The sequence below is a fragment of the Maribacter sp. Hel_I_7 genome (genome assembly GCF_000688315.1).
GTDB lineage: Bacteria > Bacteroidota > Bacteroidia > Flavobacteriales > Flavobacteriaceae > Maribacter > Maribacter stanieri.
This window is the reverse complement of sequence record NZ_JHZW01000003.1, coordinates 1,071,166-1,089,404: the sequence shown is the minus strand read 5'-3', so window position 1 is coordinate 1,089,404 and position 18,239 is coordinate 1,071,166. Positions and strand designations below refer to the sequence as shown.

The window sequence follows — 18,239 nt, the reverse complement described above, 5'->3', positions numbered from 1 at the left end:
CCTATTTATAAAAGGAGAGTAATAATGAACTTATCGTTTTCTTTTATCATTCCCGTATATAATAGACCCAACGAAATTAAGGAACTGTTGGATAGTCTGCGGTTACAAACCTATGACAAGACTTTTGAGGTGGTTATCGTCGAAGACGGTTCTACTATTTCATCGGAAGAGGTCATAGGTGGGTACGTAGATACATTAGCCATTTCCTATTATAAAAAAACCAATTCAGGTCCTGGTGATTCTCGTAATTACGGAATGCGTAAGGCAAAAGGTAATTACTTTATTATCTTGGATTCTGACTGTATACTTCCGCCTCAGTATTTACAAGAAGCGGAGAAAAGCTTAAAAGAAGATTTTGTTCATTGTTATGGTGGTCCTGATGCGGCGCATGAGTCGTTTTCTGATGTTCAAAAAGCGATTAATTATGCGATGACCTCATTTTTAACAACAGGTGGAATTCGTGGTGGTAAAAAAGCTGTAGATAAATTTCAGCCTAGAAGCTTTAATATGGGTATTTCCAAAGAAGCTTTTGAAAATGTTGGAGGTTATGGAAATATTCACCCAGGTGAAGATCCAGATTTAACCATCCGTATATGGAATAAAGGATATGGAACCAAGTTGATAACAGAAGCATTCGTATACCATAAAAGACGAATAGACTGGAATAAGTTTTATATACAAGTCAATAAATTCGGAATGGTTCGTCCCATATTAAATAAGTGGCATCCAGAAACAAAGAAGATTACTTATTGGTTTCCTACTATATTTTGTGTTGGATTGGTGATTTCTATTTTGTTGGCCGTAGTAGGGTTTTCTATTCCGTTATTTTTCTATGCAACGTACTTTTTAATATTGTTTGTAGATGCCTTGTTTAAAACACGCAATTTAAAAGTTGCATTTTTATCGTTATTGGCAACTGCGATACAATTTGTTGGATATGGATACGGTTTTTTAAAGTCAACCCTGTATATTCAATCTTCAAATAAAAAACCAGAGGAAATTTTTCCTAAATTATTTTTTAGAGTGAATTGATGGAACGTTTAATAGAGTGGATACAAACAGGACTAAAAAAAAGAAAGGTGAAAGTCTTTCTAGTGTTCTTATTGTGTGCTTCCTTAGCTTGGTTGATTAATAAATTATCTCAAACGTATACTAGCAATACTACATTTCAGGTTGAATATATAAATATTCCGGAAGAGTTCTTATTGGCGAATACCCCTAAGGAAGAAATTCAAGTGCGCTTACAGGCAGTCGGATTTCAATTTCTAGGGTATGAACTTAAGCCTAAGCATATACAATTAGATGTTAGTAAAGTCATGCATAAAGATGATAGCTATTATTTGACATCTGATCAAATTAGAATTCAACTTGAAGCTCAGCTGAACAATTATAGTACCTTAACAGATTTTGATAGTGATATTATATATTTCGATTTTACATCTTTGGAAACTAAAAAAATTCCAGTAAAGGCGGTGTTGGATTTTACTTTTGCAGCGAACCATATTCTTGAAGGGGAAATAAAAGTAATTCCTGATTCTATTCAAGTATCTGGTCCAAAAAGTCAAATTGATTCTATCCGTAACATAAGAACAGAAGTAATAAAAAAGGATGACTTAAATAACTCTTTTACAGATGAAGTAGCACTTAAGTTACCAAAGCAATTAAAAGGAACTACTTTCTCTAATGACGTTGTTATGGTTTCGGCAAAGATTGTTAAGTTTTCCGAAAGGGTAATTGAGGTGCCGGTTACGGTTATTAATTTACCAGAGAGCATTAAGGTGAGAACTTTTCCGGAAATTATAGAGGTGCGTTGTCAAGGAACTTTAGAGCATTTAAAAGAACTTTCAGCTGATGATTTTGCCGTGGAAGCAGATTATTCAAAAATTTCCAAAGAATCTGGTAATAGTTTAACGGTACAGTTGGCACAATATCCAAAAACTTTGAACAATGCTGTAATTAGTACTAATGAGGTTGAATTTATATTGAGAAGAGAATGAAGATAATTGGTCTAACAGGTGGTATTGGAAGTGGTAAATCTACCGTAGCCAATATGTTTAAAGAGCTTGGTGTGCCTGTTTATAACTCAGATGAAAGAGCGAAGTATCTAATGAATACTTCTCTTGATATTAAAAGTCAATTAATTAAATTATTAGGAGAAGAAGCGTATAAGGGTGATAAGTTAAATCGGTCATTTATAGCAGAAAAGGTTTTTAGTAACACTAATTTATTGGCTGAATTAAATGGTATCGTCCATCCTATAGTAAGGAATGATTTTATTGATTGGACTAAAAAACAAGATTATAGCTATGTAATTCAAGAAACAGCTTTATTATTTGAAAATAAGGCACAAGACTTATACGATAGCATAATTCTGGTAACAGCACCTAAAGAAACGCGTATAATACGAGTCGTTGATAGAGATAAGAGTAGTAGGGAGCAAGTTATTGCCCGAATGAACAATCAATTAGATGATAAAACGAAATTGAATTTGAGCAATTACGTTATCGAAAATATTGATTTAGAAAGAACTAGCTCAAATGTTCTTCAAGTTCACGCTTCTATCTTAACTGATTGCTAGTTCTTTAGCAATTTTAACATTTTTGTTAAGGTTAGGTTAAACGTACTATCCTCTAACTGTTAAATCTTTAATTTTAACCCCCAATGAACAAAAAGTTATTTGTGCTCTTAGTAGTTTTAATGAGCCTTTCACTTATTGGTCTGATTTTCGTTCAAAGTTTCTGGATTAAGAAATCAATTGACAGTGGAGAAGAGCAATTTTCTAGCAGTGTTTCTGAAGCATTGAACAGCGTCACCAATAAGATTACCGAAAGAGAATCTAAAAACTATTTTGACAGGTATTTAAATGCGAAGGATAGTATAGGAGGAGAGCTTAAAGGTACTCAGCTTACTAATTTTTTCTTTATTGATAGGGATATCAATTCCAACGAAATTTTACTGTATGAACACGGTATTTTAGAAGAGGATTATGGTATTTCGTCCACGTTCTTTGATAGTAGTGATGGTGCAGATACCACCATTATTAAAAATTACACCAGTAAACGAACTACATCTATTTTTAGAGAAGATTTTGATTTAGAAGGTAATACACCACGTTTAAATCCAATTCAGAGAATCGAAAAAATTGGAGGTCTTAACAAAATGGAAAAGGCTGCCATGGAAGATATGTTTATGGTTCATGCTAAACGTGTTCCAATTCATAAAAGGGTCTCTAAGCAAGAAATTGAATTATTGTTACAACGCGAGTTGGAAAATAGAGGAGTGGATATTGCATTTGAATATGGTGTGTATAGCAATGGTTTGCCGACAAAAGTAAAGTCGTCTAAATTCAAATATGCAGAGGCAAACGTATATAGGTCACCAATGTTTGTTGACTTTGAGGGAGTGTCAAATTTCGATTTGTTAATTTCCTTTCCTAAGAAAAAGCGATTCTTGGTGCAGTCTATTTTAGGTTTGGCAATGTTATCATTGTTATTTACAATTATAATTGTAGTAGCATATGCCGGAGCAATTTATCAGTTAATTCGTCAAAAACAGATTTCTGAAATAAAAACAGATTTCATTAATAATATGACGCATGAATTTAAAACACCAATAGCAACTATAAACTTAGCTGTTGAGGCTATTAGAAACCCAAAAATTATTGGGGATCAAGAAAAAGTGTTGCGATACTTGCAAATGATTCGAGATGAGAATAAGAGAATGCATGCGCAAGTAGAAAATGTATTGCGAATATCTAAGTTGGAAAAAAATCAACTGGATATTAGTAAGGATAGGGTAAATGTTCACGACATAATAGAAGACGCTATAACTCATGTTGAGTTAATAGTAGATGATAGAGGAGGATATATACACACGCATTTAAATTCGGAACGCTCAGAGGTTTTAGCAAATGAGATGCATTTTACCAATGTAATTGTGAACATGCTTGATAATGCTATTAAGTATTCGGAAGAAGCACCGAAAATTGATGTGTATACAGAAAGAGCTAAGAATTATATAATTATTAAAGTACAAGATCAAGGTACTGGTATGAGCAAAGGTGTAGTTAAGAAAGTTTTTGAAAAATTTTATCGAGAGCACACAGGAGACATACATAACGTTAAAGGACATGGATTAGGATTGTCTTACGTTAAAAAAATAGTAGAAGATCACCAAGGTGAAGTTTATGCCGAAAGTGAAAAAGGAAAAGGAAGTACATTTTACATCAAACTGCCGTTAATATAAAAAATTATGGAAACAATAAACAAGAAGATACTTTTAGTGGAGGACGATCCAAATTTTGGAATTGTGTTGAAAGATTATTTGTCAATGAATGACTTTGATGTCACCTTGGCGAAAAATGGAATGGAAGGTTTTGAGAAGTTCAAGAAAGATAATTATGATATCTGCATTTTGGACGTAATGATGCCGTATAAAGACGGGTTTACATTGGCGAAGGAAATTCGTGAAAAAAATGAGAACGTGCCAATTGTTTTTTTAACGGCAAAAACAATGAAGGAAGATGTTCTTAAAGGATACAAAGCTGGTGCAGATGATTATTTGAACAAGCCATTTGATTCTGAAGTGTTATTAATGAAGTTAAAAGCAATACTTCAAAGAAAAGCTTCTAATGGATTGGCAGATAGTAAGAAGTTTGAATTTACAATTGGTGGTTTCCACTTAAATTCTAAATTGAGATTTTTAAAATATAAAGACGAAGAATCAATTAAATTATCTCCAAAAGAGAATGAATTATTAAGGTTGTTGGCTTTACATGAAAATGATTTAATGCCAAGAGAGTTGGCACTTACTAAAATATGGAGAGATGATAATTACTTTACATCTCGTAGTATGGATGTTTATATAGCTAAATTACGTAAGTATCTTAAAGTTGATGATACTGTAGAAATTTTGAATATACATGGTGAAGGTTTCCGTTTGGTTGTGAAGACTGAAGGAGAATAGAATACTATAATAAAAATTAAAAAAAGCATCCAATTTTGGATGCTTTTTTTGTTTTAGAGTTTTTCTAAAATTTCATTTACGATTTCATCAGGAGATTGGTCTATTGAAACAGAAAGCGCTTCTGTGGGAGTTTCAAGAATTTCAAATTGAGATTTTAATAACCCTTTTGGCATGTAATGATTTTTACGCTTATTAAGGCGTGCATCTATAAGCTCAAAACTACCCTCTAAATAGATAAATTGATGTTTGTTCTCTAAATTATGACCAAGGATAGTTCTATACTTTTGTTTAAGGGCAGAACACACGATTACTGCACCACTACTTAAATTTTCTATACCAACCTCGTTAAGGCGCTCTAACCAACCTTGACGATCGTCATCGTTCAGAGGGTGACCTTCGCTCATTTTTTTTACATTGGCTTCTGGATGAAAACTGTCTCCATCAAAAAAGGGTATATTAAGTGTATCGGCTAAAAGTTTCCCTATAGTGGATTTTCCACTTCCGGAAACACCCATTACAAATAAGATTTGCTTTTTAAACATTTTTTAAATTTTCAATTTCAACATCTATTTTATCCAAGAGGGTCTTAGTTTCATAGTCGTAATCGGACCAAAGAGTATCTTCATTTCTTAAAAACCATGTAAGCTGTCTTTTAGCAAACCTTCTCGTATTTTTCTTGATTTCTGATATGGCGAAATCCAAAGTCCATTCTCCATCAAAATATTTAAAAAGTTCTTTGTATCCAACAGTTTGTAAAGCATTATAATCGCGAAAGGAAAGTAAACTTTTAGCTTCTTCTAATAACCCAGTTTCGACCATAACATCTACACGTGCATTAATGCGTTCATAAATTAAAGCACGTTCTGCTCTTAGACCTACGGACAATAGTTTAAAATCTCTTTCTGCCTTAGGTTTGTTTATAAAAGAAGAATATGGCTTACCACTACCTATGGCAACTTCAAGTGCTCGTATTACTCTTTGAGGGTTATAAATATCAACCTTATTAAAATATTCGGCGTCTAGCTGTTTTAATTTATGTTGTAATGGTTTTATGCCACTTTCAGAGAGTTTGGTATTTAGTTCTTCTCTAATTGAAGGGTCTATTGTTGGGAATGTATTTAATCCGTCGGTTACGGCATTTACATATAGTCCGCTTCCGCCAACCATAACAACTACGTCATGTATTTTGAAAAGTTCAGATAGCTTTTGAATAGCTTCACGTTCAAAATCACCGACCGTATAAGTTTCGGTAATACTTTTATGTTGAATGAAATGGTGCTTTGCTTGCGCTTGTTCTTCTAAACTAGGCACAGCGGTACCAATATTCATTTCTTTAAAAAACTGACGTGAGTCTGCAGATATTATTTCGGTATTATACTGTTTGGCTAAATGTATAGCTAGTTTGGTTTTGCCAATAGCCGTAGGGCCTACCACTGAAATTAGAGTTTTATTCATTTAATATTGATCCACAATTATAACAATGGGTAGCGTCATCTCTATGACCTTCTTTACTACATGTTGGGCAGCTTTGTGTGTTTATATGAACATAACTACCGCCATTTTTTAAATTAGAAGTTTCTCTATTCTGCTTCGCAAATTCAGCCGTAACCATACCAGTAGGTACCGCAATTATCCCATAACCCAAAAGCATAATAATAGTAGCTATTGCTTGACCTTGAGGTGTTATAGGTGCAATGTCACCATAACCTACAGTAGTTAGTGTAACTATTGTCCAGTAGATACTAGTAGGTATACTTGTAAAGCCAGCTTCATCTCCTTCTATTAAATACATTAGGGTTCCCATCATTACGGAACAAATAAGTACAGCAAAAAGGAAAACCGTAATTTTTGCCCTACTAGCTTTTAGGGCTCTCTTTAATTGAGAGGCTTCACCTAGAAAACGAGCCAATTTTAATATACGAAAAACACGTAGTAACCTAAATGCTCTAACGGCTAAAAGCACCTGTGATCCTGCAAAAATGTAAGATATATAAAGGGGGATTGTTGAAAGGAAATCGATAATACCATAAAAACTAAAAATATACTTACTGGGCTTTCTTATACTAACAATTCGTGCAATGTATTCAATGGTAAAGAAAATAGTAACAATCCATTCAAGAATAAAAAGAATCTCATGATACTCTGCATCAATAGCTTTTACACTTTCAAGCATGATAAGGATAACACTGAAAATAATGATGACAAAAAGTATAATATCAAACAATTTACCCATAGGGGTATCTGCTTCATAAATAATCTCATGAACCTTTTTCTTCCAGGATGATAGTTTTTCGTCCTCTTTCAAACTAATCGTTTATTTCTATTATTTTAAGCACTCTCTTTTTTCTTAAGTAAGATTCTATCAGAAAGTTAGCATCATGCGTACCGTTCATTGGTGTAATAATACTTTCTAAGATATGAATATTATTTATTTGATAGTTAAGATCATAAAAACCAAAACCTACTAGAGATCCGTTTTTAACTAAAATTGCACTTTGTTCACCAATTTCTCTACCCTTATCTATTACTAATACTTTATTACCGTTAACTCTATTTTTAGAGAGCGCAGCAATTACTCGTTTATTATATTCTTCTACATCTTCTTTATTAATACATGCACCTTTGCATGTACCTGCATCATAACCAGAGCAATTATTACGAGCTTCACTTATACCGTTCACCTTTTCGCATAATCCGAATTCTTGGGTTATCTTATATAAGTAATTTTTAGCACTGAACACGCCGTTGAAAAGAGCTAGTGGCTCATCACACTCACGGTAAGGTTTTATCTCTATAACGAAATAGCCATTTTCATTAATACTTTTACAAAAAGCATGACTGTACATTCTTTTTTTAGGGATAATACTGTACTTAGGTCTAAGTTTCAATAATTCTTCGTGTTCTTTTAATATAGCTACTAGTTCATTTCCGGTTAGCTCAAAAGTTACCTTTTTGGTTTCTTTGGCTATTTTTCTAGATTTATCACTAGTCTTTGTAAAGATTTGATTTACTTTCTTTTTTATGTCACTGGTTTTGCTAAGGTGAATAATATCTCCATCTTTATTATGCATATAAAAAACACCAGTCTTATTTGGTAAATCCCTCACAATATCCAATTGTTTTTCTGAAAGTTCACCTTGGGTTTCTTTTCTGATAGTGTCTTTTATGATTATTTTTTCTGTATCCTTAGCTAGTAAAAGTTTAAATAATTTAATCGTTGCTAAAGCATCTCCATTGGCTCTATGTCTATCACTTACGGGAATACCTAATGACCTCACCAACTTTCCTAGGCTATAAGATTCTGCATCTGGCAGTAATAACTTAGAAAGGTCAACGGTACATAAGGTTTTACGTTCAAAATTGTAACCTAAACGCCTAAATTCCGTTCTTAAAATTCTATAATCAAATTGAGCATTGTGAGCTACAATGACGGTATCTTCCGTTATTTCAATAATTCTCTTGGCAACCTCATAAAACTTAGGGGCTGTCCTTAACATTTTACTATTAATACCGGTAAGTTTTACGACAAAAGGTTGAATTTCCTTTTCAGGATTTACCAGACTAATAAATTTGTCCACTACATTTTGACCGTCAAATTTGTGAATAGCAATTTCAGTAATTCCTTCCTCATTAAACTTTCCTCCTGTAGTTTCAATATCTAAAATTGCGTACATTTAATATAATCGAATTTTTTGGGTAAGTGGGAATTTAGGTATTAATTTCTTGATCCAAAGATACTACTTCCTATACGTACCATAGTACTACCTTCTTCAATTGCAATTTTATAATCACCACTCATACCCATTGAAAGGGTGTTAAAGTCTGTATAGTTATTTTTAAGTTTGGCATAAAGCTCTTTTAAGCTTTTAAACTCACGTCTAACCTGATCCATATTATCCGTAAAAGTTGCCATTCCCATTAATCCTTCAATTTTTATATGCTTGTAAGTTTTAAATTCCTCATTGCTCACCAACTCAAGCAATTCTTCCTCATTAAAACCAAACTTGGTATCCTCTTCTGCAATATGTACTTGTAATAAACATGAAATAACTCTATTGTGTTTTTCTGCTTGTTTGTTTATTTCTGCCAATAATCTAGGGCTATCAACACCATGTACCAAGGAAACATATTCTGCCATATATTTGACCTTGTTGCGCTGTAAGTGTCCGATCATATGCCATTTGATATCTTTAGGCATTTTCTGCCATTTTTCTGTCATTTCTTGAACCCTGTTCTCTCCAAAAATACGTTGTCCCTCATCGTATGCTTCTTGAATTAAAGACATGGGTTTTGTTTTAGAGACAGCAACAAGGGTTACTGAATTAGGAATTGTATTTGTAACAGCTAAAAGATTTTCTTTTATTGACATATAATTTTACTTCTTTGGTAATCTTAATTTGTGAACTGACTTGATACTATCTCAGCTTTTCTACTATCGGCATAATCATAAAAACCTTCTCCAGATTTAATGCCTTTTTTTCCTGCCATAACCATATTTACTAATAATGGGGAAGGGGCATATTTTGGATTTTTGAATCCGTCATGCATAACTTTTAAAATAGACAGACATACATCTAACCCAATAAAATCTGCCAATTGCAAAGGACCCATAGGGTGTGCCATACCTAATTTCATGACCGTATCTATTTCTTGCACGCCTGCAACACCATGGTGCAAAGTTTCTATCGCTTCATTAATCATTGGCATTAAAATTCTATTGGCAACAAAACCTGGGTAATCATTAACCTCTGTTGGGGTTTTGCCCAACTGTTTTGAAAGCTCCATGATAGTAGAAGTGGTTGCACTGGTAGTGCTATAGCCATTAATAATTTCAACCAAGGTCATTATTGGCACAGGGTTCATGAAATGCATACCAATAACCTTTTCGGGTCTGTTGGTAGCTGCCGCAATTTGTGTAATGGAAATAGATGATGTATTAGATGCTAAAATTGTATTTTCACTACACAGGGAATCCAATTCCTTAAAAATACTCAGTTTAACAGTTATGTTTTCTGTTGCTGCTTCTATGGCAAGTTCTACGTTGGTAACACCTGCTTTTAATTCGGTAAACAATGTAATATTAGAAAGAGTACGCTCTTTGTCCGCTACATTTATTTTTTCTTTTGCAACCATGCGGTCTAAATTCTTTGAAATGGTGCTAAGACCTTTATCTAAAGCTTCTTTAGAAACATCAATAAGGTGTACTTGAAATCCGTTTTGAGCAAATACATGAGCAATTCCATTGCCCATAGTACCTGCGCCTATAACTGCTATGTTTTTCATATTTTCTTTGGATTAAATGCTGCAATAATTTGTAGGGCAACTTTTAAAGCCTGTGTACCTTGCTTTAAACTAACTACAGGTATTGTGTCGTCATTAATTGAATCAGCGAAAGATTCAAGCTCATCTAAAATTGCATTATTGGTTTCAACTGAAGGATTTTCAAAATAGATTTGCTTTTTAATTCCTTCCGCATTCTGTAATATCATGTCGAAATCTCCTGGTTCTTTGGGAGCATCTTTCATTTTTACTACTTCAACTTTTTTCTCTAGAAAATCTACCGATATATACGCGTCTTTTTGAAAGAAGCGAGATTTTCTCATATTCTTCAATGAAATTCTACTTGCGGTTAAATTTGCTACACATCCATTTTCAAATTCTAGTCTAGCATTTGCAATATCGGGAGATTGGCTAATAACAGATACCCCGCTTGCATTAACTTGTATTACTTTAGAATTAACAACGCTTAAAATAGCATCGATATCATGAATCATTAAATCCAATACCACAGGAACATCTGTTCCTCTAGGGTTGAATTCAGCTAAACGATGAGATTCAATGAACATTGGTTCTTTAATAGCATGTTTTACAGAGGTAAATGCCGGGTTAAAACGTTCAACATGTCCAACTTGCCCTTTTATGCCATATTTTTCTTCTAGCTCAAGTAAAGAATTAGCTTCTTCCAGAGTATGTGTAATTGGTTTCTCTATGAAAATATGCCTACCTTTTTCAATTGATTTTTTAGCACATTCGTAATGTGAAAGTGTAGGGGTGACAATATCTACTACATCTACTACATCTATTAAATCATCAAGATTTTTAAAATAGGTATATCCAAATTCTTCACTAACTTTTTGACCATTAGAGCTATCTGCATCGTGAAAGCCTATAAGGTCATATTTTTTAGATTCTTTTAGAAGTCTAAGGTGGATTTTACCTAGATGCCCAGCTCCTAAAACACCAACTTTTAACATTTGTTTCGTTTTCATCAAAAATACACATAGTTAGGTACTTTTATCCTATGCGTTATTTCAATTTTATAAAAAATGATGATTAGTTTTAAAAGGTTCTTCCGTCGTATAAAGAACTTTATTAACTTTGATGGTCAAACCAACTACCATTGAAAGATACCTTAAAACACAGGGGCATGCGCAACCATTTAGCGCAAATATTAATAGACAAGGGAATAGCGGATAGAAAAGTACTTGATGCTGTAAGAGAGATACCTAGGCACTTGTTTATGGATAGTAGTTTTGAGGGGCATGCCTATCAAGACAAAGCATTTCCTATTGCTGCAAACCAGACAATTTCGCATCCATATACCGTTGCTTTTCAAACAGAATTATTACAACTTGAAGAAGGTCAAAAAGTTTTAGAAATAGGTACAGGCAGTGGATATCAAACTGCAATTCTTTTAAACTTACGCGTAAAAGTTTGGACAATAGAAAGACAATTAGAATTGTTTAAAAAAACAAATCTGTTTTTTAAGAAAATGGGGTACCGGCCTAAAAAAATAATTTTTGGTGATGGTTATAAAGGTCTGCCGGAACAGGCGCCTTTTGATCGTATTATTGTCACGGCAGGCGCACCAGAAGTACCTAAAGCCTTGTTGTCACAGTTAAAAGTAGGAGGTAGGTTAGTTATACCTATAGGTTTTGAGGAGCAAATAATGACATTATTTGTTAGAACAACCGAAAAAGAATTTTCAAAAACAGAATACGGGTCCTTTAGATTCGTACCACTATTAGAGAATAAAAACTAATTATTGAAATTCTTTTTAACTCGGTCTAAGTCTCTTTTGTTATCACGATCTTTAATGGATTCTCTCTTGTCGTAGAGTTTTTTACCCTTGGCTAAAGCAATTTGCATTTTAGCAAGTCCTCTATCGTTTAAGAATACACGAAGTGGTACAATGGTTAAACCAGAAGTTTTGACTTCTTTACTTAGTTTTTTAAGTTCTCTTTTTTGTAGCAGTAATTTACGTTCCGCTTTTGGTTTATGGTTAAAATGAGATGCGTGCGAATATTCATCTATTTGCATGTTGATTACAAATAGTTCTTCTCTTTCGTTGAACTCACAAAAGCTTTCCGAAATAGAGGCGCGACCTTCTCTAATGGCTTTTATTTCGGTACCTGCCAAAACAATACCTGCTGTAAACGTGTCCAAAAGCTCATATTCAAAACGAGCCCTTTTATTTTTAATGTTAATAGTATTCTGCATCACAGACAAAAGTAAGAACAATTCAATGAATGTCTTAGCCTTTTAAAACTAATTGCTAATGAAAATAGATTTAAAAAAGATTAATCGGGGCAATTACAGTTGAAAATAAGTTTGTCAACTGAAGGTTTTCCATTTATTATTTTCACGATAAATAGCGTTCCGTTCTCACTATCATCAATATCAAAATACTTTTGCTCGTCTATTAATTTATTGACAAATTCTGGTGTAGTATTACTATGACCAACAACTAAAACGTTTTTATTTAAATTTTCTGTTTTAAATTGCGCAATATCAATAGTGTTGGGGTCATAATACTGTACATCTATATTTTGTTTTACAGAAGTAGGTGCGGCGGTCATAGAAGTTCTATTGTAGTCGGTAGAGTAGATTGCATCTAATTCTGTGTCTGCTAGAATTTCTGCCCAATGCATAGCTCTACCTAACCCTTGTTGGTTAAGTTCTGGGTCGGCGACATTAAGATTACCTCTGTTTTTTTCTGCATGTCTTATAAGGTAAAAAGTAGAAACAGAAGATTGTTCTTGTGATGTGTCAACTGTTGGCTCTTCTTTACAAGAAAGACTGATAGACAGTAAAATAAAAAGAACATATTTGAATGCTTTCATGAAATTATGTTTGGTGTATTAATTTAATAACTAAAATTACTTCAAAATAGTACTATAAATAGTCTATTTTTTGTTTTTTTGCATATGAAAAAATTTTGTGGGGCACTTCTTATCGGTTTTGTAGTTCTAGGTCTTAAGGCTCAAGAAGTCGTACTACCTACAGATTTTAGGCAACAAAATCTAACCGAATATAACAGTAGTTTAATAAATCCTGCTTATAGTTTGGATCGTAATAATCCTTCCTCTGTGGCGCTATGGGCTAGATGGCAATGGCAAAGCTATGATGCTGACCCAACTTCATTATTTTTAAATTACACTACAAGACTAAGTGATGTGTCTTCTGCAGGTGTTGGTTTTTTTCAACATAATACAGGTATTTTTCTAAATACCGGTGCCGCTTTAAATTACGCTTATAATATAGAACTAAGCGAAAATGTGTTTTTGGGGGTAGGTCTTAATCTATTTGCTTTTCAGCAGAAGTTGGCAGATGATCGTTTCTTTGTGCCGAATCCTATCCAGACAACTATAAATAATGATTTTATCATACAAATGGCACCTGGTGTTAATTTGAGTATTGATGGTTTTAATATTGGGTTGGTATCAGAGAATCTTTTCGATTATAACTTCACTACTAATGAGAGAAACACTAGTCCAGATGATAGAATGTTTCAGGCATTGGTAAGTTATGATTTTCCAGTAGATTTATTAGCAAATGATAATAGTTCTGTTTTTAGACCAATATTGTATTACAAGACTATACCTGGCTTGGATAATCAAGTGGGTTTAACCACTTTATTGACAACCAATAAGTATTGGGCTCAAGCAGGTTATAATAGTTTCTACGGATTCTCAGGAGGAGTTGGAGGTCGTTTCTTTAAACGAGTTTCTTTTGGGGCTTTAATTGAAGTTGGGACAAGTTCAGATCTAAAAGGACAGGACCCTTCTTTTGAATTGGTTACTTCTTATAAATTAGGAGCATTACAAACGCCTGAAGAAAAATTAGAAGAGCAATTAATAGCTGAAGAAGAAAAGAGTAAAGAAGAGTTACTTGCTAAACAAGAAGAAAAGGAAGTAGAGTCAACTGAATTGACTAAAGCGGAAAAGCTAGCTTTAAAACGCGAATCGAAAAAACAAGAGCGTCTAGCACTTATAGAAAGCAATAGAATTAGAGATTCTATTCAAGATGCTTCCAGGAAGACGGGTATTGCCGCAAAGGAATCTAAGCGAGACTTAAAGAGAAAAAGGGATTCAATAGAGAATGCAAAAGTGGAACAGGCATTAGTTGCTGCAAAAGCACTTAAACAGCAAAGACAGCAAGATTCAATTGCTGTTGTAATGAAGAGAGAGGCTGAGGCTGTTGCATTAGCGCAAAAACAACGACAAGATTCAATAGCTCAAAGCGAAGCTTTAGCTATGAAAAACGAAGTGGTTGAAGTTAAGGCTGGCGAGAAATACGAAGAAGTCGCTAAAGAAGGCTCTTTGGAACCTGGTTATTATTTAATAGCAAACGTATTTGGGACTAAAAAATACTTAGATGCTTTCTTGGCGGACATGAAGAAAAAGGGAATAAATGCAAAATCTTTCTTTAGGCAAAAGAATAAATATAACTACGTATACCTGGCTAAATATAATTTCATTAAAGATGCAAGAGCCGCTAGAGACTCTAAGTTAGACGGCAAGTACAGTGATAAAATATGGATATTTAGAGTAACGGGAGAAGAATAATCTCCCTTAAGCTCTATTAAATAATTAGATATAAGCTAATGCGAAAACCGTATTAGCTTATTTAAGTTCTCTTTTTATCAAAACTTCTAGGTAAGTTACTGTATTCAATAAGTATTTACGGTCTTTGGTAATACTTGCCATTGCTATGGCTCCTTGGATAATGGTGAGTAATTGCTTAGAAAACTGCAGAGGAGTTACTGGTAATTTAAATTCTCCATTATTAATACCGTTCTCAAAAACCAAAGCAATTTTTCCTTCAATTTCTTTAATGGTTTCCTTTGCTGCGGCAGCCAATAATTTATTGTTATGTTGTGCGTCTATGCCTACATTTAAAATTGGACAACCACCCATGTTCATGGTAAAAACATCATATTTCTTATAAAATGCTATAAGGTTCTCTATCTTGTTAATAGCCTTGCCTTCAATAGATAAATGTTCATCAATACCTGTAAGCAATACGTTACGGTTAAATTCGAATGCCGCTAATGCTAAAGCTTCTTTGTTTTCAAAATTACCGTATAATGCACCTTTAGTAAGGTTTGTAGCATCTGTTAAATCACTCATGCTAGTGCCGACGTATCCATGTTTATTAAAAACAGGGGCGACAGTCTCAATAATATAAGCGGTAGTTCTTTCGGCTTTTGTGGACATATAAGACTGTTTTATGCGAATATAAAAAATCTATACTGCATGGTATATATTGTTGATAAAAAAAAGCGCTCATATATTTAATATGAACGCTTTTTTATCATTTTTATAAAATTAGACAACGATATCTTCTTGATTCCTAAAAACTAAACTATTGTCAAAGGCGTCTAGCAAGACAACGCTATCAGACTTAATTTCTCCACTAAGAAGTGATTTGGACATATTGTTAAGAACCTCTTTTTGAATAGTTCTTTTAACCGGTCTTGCTCCAAATTGAGGATCATAACCTTTATCTGCCAAATAAGCAATAGCTTCTTCAGTAGCATCTAAAGTAATTTGTTGTTTGTCCAACATTTTCTTTAGTTGATCTAATTGAAGTCTTACAATTTGTTTAATGTTGTCCTTGGTTAAAGGCGTAAACATTACAATGTCATCAATTCTATTAATAAACTCTGGGCGAACTGTTTTCTTTAACAACCCAAGTACTTCAACTCTAGCGGCTTCTGTAGCGCTATAAGTATCTACTGCGTTTTCAAATTTATCTTGAATTATATCACTTCCCATATTACTGGTCATGATTATAATTGTATTTTTAAAATCAGCAACCCTTCCTTTATTATCTGTCAATCTTCCTTCATCCAATACTTGTAATAAAATATTGAAAGTATCTGGGTGTGCTTTTTCAATTTCATCTAAAAGCACCACAGAATATGGTCTTCTTCTAACAGCCTCTGTCAATTGTCCACCTTCGTCATAACCAACGTATCCTGGAGGAGCTCCTACAAGTCTGCTTACGGAGTGTCTTTCTTGGTATTCACTCATATCTATTCTGGTCATTGCATTCTCGTCATCAAATAAATAAGAGGCTAATGTTTTTGCCAACTCCGTTTTACCAACACCAGTTGTACCTAAGAATAAAAATGAACCAATTGGTTTTCTAGCATCTTGTAAACCTGCTCTGCTTCTTCTAATTGCGTCGGAAACAGCTTCAATAGCTTCTTCTTGACCAACTACTCTTTTGTGTAGCACACTTTCTAATTTCAGTAACTTTTCCCGCTCACTTTGCAGCATTTTAGTAACAGGTATTCCTGTCCATTTTGCAACAACTTCAGCAATATCGTCACTAGTAACTTCTTCTTTAATTAAAGTACCAGAATGTTGCTGTGAAGCCAAATCATCTTGTAATTTGGTTAAATTCTCCTGTGCTTCCTTGATTTTTCCATATCTAATCTCGGCAACTTTCCCGTAATCGCCGTTACGCTCTGCACGTTCCGCTTCTGCCTTGAAATTTTCAATATCAAGTTTAGTCTGTTGAATATTATCAACTACAGATTTTTCGCTTTCCCATTGAGCAAATATTTCATTACGTTCTTCTTTTATGTTTGCCAGATCTAAATTTAAAACTTGAAGCTTAGCCTTGTCATTTTCGCGTTTAATGGCTTCAATCTCAATTTCAATCTGCATGATCTTTCGATCAAGCACATCTAGCTCTTCTGGCTTAGAATTAATTTCCATTCGAAGTTTAGATGCGGCTTCATCCATAAGGTCAATAGCCTTATCTGGTAAGAATCTATTGGTTATATATCGTTGTGATAACTCTACAGCAGCAATGACCGCTTCATCTTTAATACGTACTTTGTGATGAGCTTCATACTTTTCTTTAATACCCCTAAGGATGGAAATAGCACTTTCAGTATCTGGCTGATCTACAACCACCTTTTGAAATCTTCTTTCAAGGGCTTTATCTTTCTCAAAATATTTTTGATATTCATCTAAGGTAGTTGCACCGATCGATCTTAATTCACCTCTAGCTAAAGCAGGTTTGAGAATGTTTGCGGCATCCATAGCTCCTTGTCCGCCTCCGGCGCCAACTAAAGTGTGTATTTCATCAATAAATAAGATGATATTGCCATCTGCACTTACCACCTCCTTAATAACCGCTTTTAATCGTTCTTCAAACTCGCCTTTATACTTGGCGCCAGCTATTAATGCTCCCATATCTAAAGAGTAAATTACTTTATCCTTTAGGTTTTCAGGAATATCGCCCTGTATAATTCTATGTGCTAAACCTTCAACAATAGCCGTTTTACCAACTCCTGGTTCACCTACTAAAATTGGGTTGTTCTTGGTGCGTCTAGACAAAATTTGTAGAATTCTACGAATTTCTTCATCACGCCCAATTACTGGGTCTAATTTACCGCTATCTGCTAATTCATTTAGATTTTTAGCGTATTTATTAAGTGAGTTATAATTGTCTTCGGCACTTTGCGAGGTTACCTTGTCGCCATTACGCAATTCGTCTATTGCAGACATTAAATCTTTTTCGGTTGCCCCTTGGTCTTTTAAGATTTGGGCTATCTTACTTTTTGATTTTAAGATGGCTAAAAATAGATGTTCTATAGAGACATATTCATCTTCCATTTTTTTGGCGATGATACTGGCTTCGTTTAAAGTCTTACTAGCTTCTCTAGAAAATTGTAAGTCACCGCCTTCAACTTTAGGAAAGCTTAAAAGTTCTTTTTCTAAAATTTGTTGAACTAGCGAAAAATTAATACCAAGCTTTTTAATTAAAAAGGGCATTACATTTTCTTCTACTTCTGTAAGTGCTTTAAATAGGTGTTCGTTTTCAATTTGTTGATGCCCATTATTCTGAGCAATCAACTGGGCTTGTTGAATAGCCTCTTGTGATTTTATAGTAAAATTATTTATATTCATTATCTCAGGTTTTAGTTAATTGTAATACTTTTGAAAATTAATATTCAACAATCTTACCAATTG

18 protein-coding genes are annotated in these 18,239 nt (G+C 33.7%); 7 read left to right on the top strand and 11 right to left on the bottom strand.

Annotated features, from left to right (window positions below):
• Nucleotides 1–24 precede the first annotated feature (24 nt).
• The 5 genes from P178_RS0116450 to P178_RS0116430 all read left to right on the top strand — a co-directional run bounded on the left by P178_RS0116450 (nt 25) and on the right by P178_RS0116430 (nt 4,965).
• The gene (locus P178_RS0116450; protein ID WP_027067248.1) at nt 25–1,032 is read left to right on the top strand and encodes a glycosyltransferase; all 1,008 of its coding nucleotides are present in this window, start codon (nt 25–27) and stop codon (nt 1,030–1,032) included.
• Nucleotides 1,032–1,997, top strand: a complete 966-nt coding sequence (locus P178_RS0116445) for a YbbR-like domain-containing protein (RefSeq protein WP_027067247.1) — start codon at nt 1,032–1,034, stop codon at nt 1,995–1,997. Before P178_RS0116450 ends, P178_RS0116445 begins: the two co-directional genes overlap by 1 nt.
• Nucleotides 1,994–2,578, top strand: a complete 585-nt coding sequence (gene coaE, locus P178_RS0116440; RefSeq protein ID WP_027067246.1) for a dephospho-CoA kinase — start codon at nt 1,994–1,996, stop codon at nt 2,576–2,578. Before P178_RS0116445 ends, coaE begins: the two co-directional genes overlap by 4 nt.
• An 83-nt stretch (nt 2,579–2,661) precedes the next feature.
• Complete coding sequence (locus tag P178_RS0116435) at nt 2,662–4,245, top strand: sensor histidine kinase (RefSeq protein WP_027067245.1); 1,584 nt, start codon at nt 2,662–2,664, stop codon at nt 4,243–4,245.
• 6 nt (nt 4,246–4,251) lie between these two features.
• A complete protein-coding gene (locus tag P178_RS0116430) occupies nt 4,252–4,965 on the top strand; it encodes a response regulator transcription factor (RefSeq protein WP_027067244.1) in 714 nt (237 codons plus the stop codon).
• Between the two features lie 53 nt (nt 4,966–5,018).
• On the opposite strand, the gene P178_RS0116425 is transcribed toward P178_RS0116430, so the two are convergent.
• From P178_RS0116425 to P178_RS0116395, 7 genes are read right to left on the bottom strand one after another with little or no spacing between them, the layout of a single operon-like run.
• Entirely contained in the window at nt 5,019–5,507 is a 489-nt protein-coding gene (locus P178_RS0116425; RefSeq protein ID WP_027067243.1) for a gluconokinase, read from the bottom strand.
• Complete coding sequence (miaA, locus tag P178_RS0116420; RefSeq protein WP_027067242.1) at nt 5,500–6,420, bottom strand: tRNA (adenosine(37)-N6)-dimethylallyltransferase MiaA; 921 nt, start codon at nt 6,418–6,420, stop codon at nt 5,500–5,502. Before miaA ends, P178_RS0116425 begins: the two co-directional genes overlap by 8 nt.
• Complete coding sequence (locus P178_RS0116415; RefSeq protein WP_027067241.1) at nt 6,413–7,270, bottom strand: ion transporter; 858 nt, start codon at nt 7,268–7,270, stop codon at nt 6,413–6,415. Before P178_RS0116415 ends, miaA begins: the two co-directional genes overlap by 8 nt.
• 1 nt (nt 7,271) lies before the next feature.
• Entirely contained in the window at nt 7,272–8,639 is a 1,368-nt protein-coding gene (locus tag P178_RS0116410) for a 3'-5' exonuclease family protein (protein ID WP_027067240.1), read from the bottom strand.
• Nucleotides 8,640–8,680: 41 nt separating this feature from the next.
• Nucleotides 8,681–9,334 carry a YggS family pyridoxal phosphate-dependent enzyme gene (locus tag P178_RS0116405; RefSeq protein ID WP_027067239.1) on the bottom strand — a complete coding sequence of 218 codons (654 nt, stop codon included), beginning with the start codon at nt 9,332–9,334 and terminating at the stop codon, nt 8,681–8,683.
• A 23-nt stretch (nt 9,335–9,357) separates the two neighbouring features.
• Entirely contained in the window at nt 9,358–10,248 is an 891-nt protein-coding gene (locus P178_RS0116400) for a 3-hydroxyacyl-CoA dehydrogenase family protein (protein ID WP_027067238.1), read from the bottom strand.
• On the bottom strand, nt 10,245–11,219 hold the full coding sequence (locus P178_RS0116395) for a Gfo/Idh/MocA family oxidoreductase (RefSeq protein ID WP_027067237.1): 975 nt from the start codon (nt 11,217–11,219) through the stop codon (nt 10,245–10,247). Before P178_RS0116395 ends, P178_RS0116400 begins: the two co-directional genes overlap by 4 nt.
• A 146-nt stretch (nt 11,220–11,365) precedes the next feature.
• On the opposite strand from P178_RS0116395, the gene P178_RS0116390 reads away from it, so the two are divergent.
• Nucleotides 11,366–12,007, top strand: a complete 642-nt coding sequence (locus P178_RS0116390; RefSeq protein ID WP_027067236.1) for a protein-L-isoaspartate(D-aspartate) O-methyltransferase — start codon at nt 11,366–11,368, stop codon at nt 12,005–12,007.
• On the opposite strand, the gene smpB is transcribed toward P178_RS0116390, so the two are convergent.
• Entirely contained in the window at nt 12,004–12,465 is a 462-nt protein-coding gene (gene smpB / locus P178_RS0116385) for an SsrA-binding protein SmpB (protein ID WP_027067235.1), read from the bottom strand. The two genes, P178_RS0116390 and smpB, sit on opposite strands and share 4 nt — an antisense overlap.
• A gap of 80 nt (nt 12,466–12,545) precedes the next feature.
• Nucleotides 12,546–13,088, bottom strand: a complete 543-nt coding sequence (locus tag P178_RS0116380; RefSeq protein ID WP_027067234.1) for a SixA phosphatase family protein — start codon at nt 13,086–13,088, stop codon at nt 12,546–12,548.
• An 84-nt stretch (nt 13,089–13,172) separates the two neighbouring features.
• Between P178_RS0116380 and P178_RS0116375 the strand changes: the two genes are divergently transcribed.
• A complete protein-coding gene (locus tag P178_RS0116375) occupies nt 13,173–14,813 on the top strand; it encodes a type IX secretion system membrane protein PorP/SprF (protein ID WP_027067233.1) in 1,641 nt (546 codons plus the stop codon).
• A gap of 57 nt (nt 14,814–14,870) precedes the next feature.
• Here the strand turns inward: P178_RS0116375 and P178_RS0116370 are convergent, their stop codons facing one another.
• Both P178_RS0116370 and clpB read right to left on the bottom strand, forming a co-directional pair.
• Nucleotides 14,871–15,464 carry a TetR/AcrR family transcriptional regulator gene (locus P178_RS0116370; protein ID WP_027067232.1) on the bottom strand — a complete coding sequence of 198 codons (594 nt, stop codon included), beginning with the start codon at nt 15,462–15,464 and terminating at the stop codon, nt 14,871–14,873.
• A 111-nt stretch (nt 15,465–15,575) separates the two neighbouring features.
• Nucleotides 15,576–18,176 (bottom strand): ATP-dependent chaperone ClpB, encoded by a 2,601-nt coding sequence (clpB, locus tag P178_RS0116365; protein WP_027067231.1) that lies wholly within the window; start codon nt 18,174–18,176, stop codon nt 15,576–15,578.
• Nucleotides 18,177–18,239 lie beyond the last annotated feature (63 nt).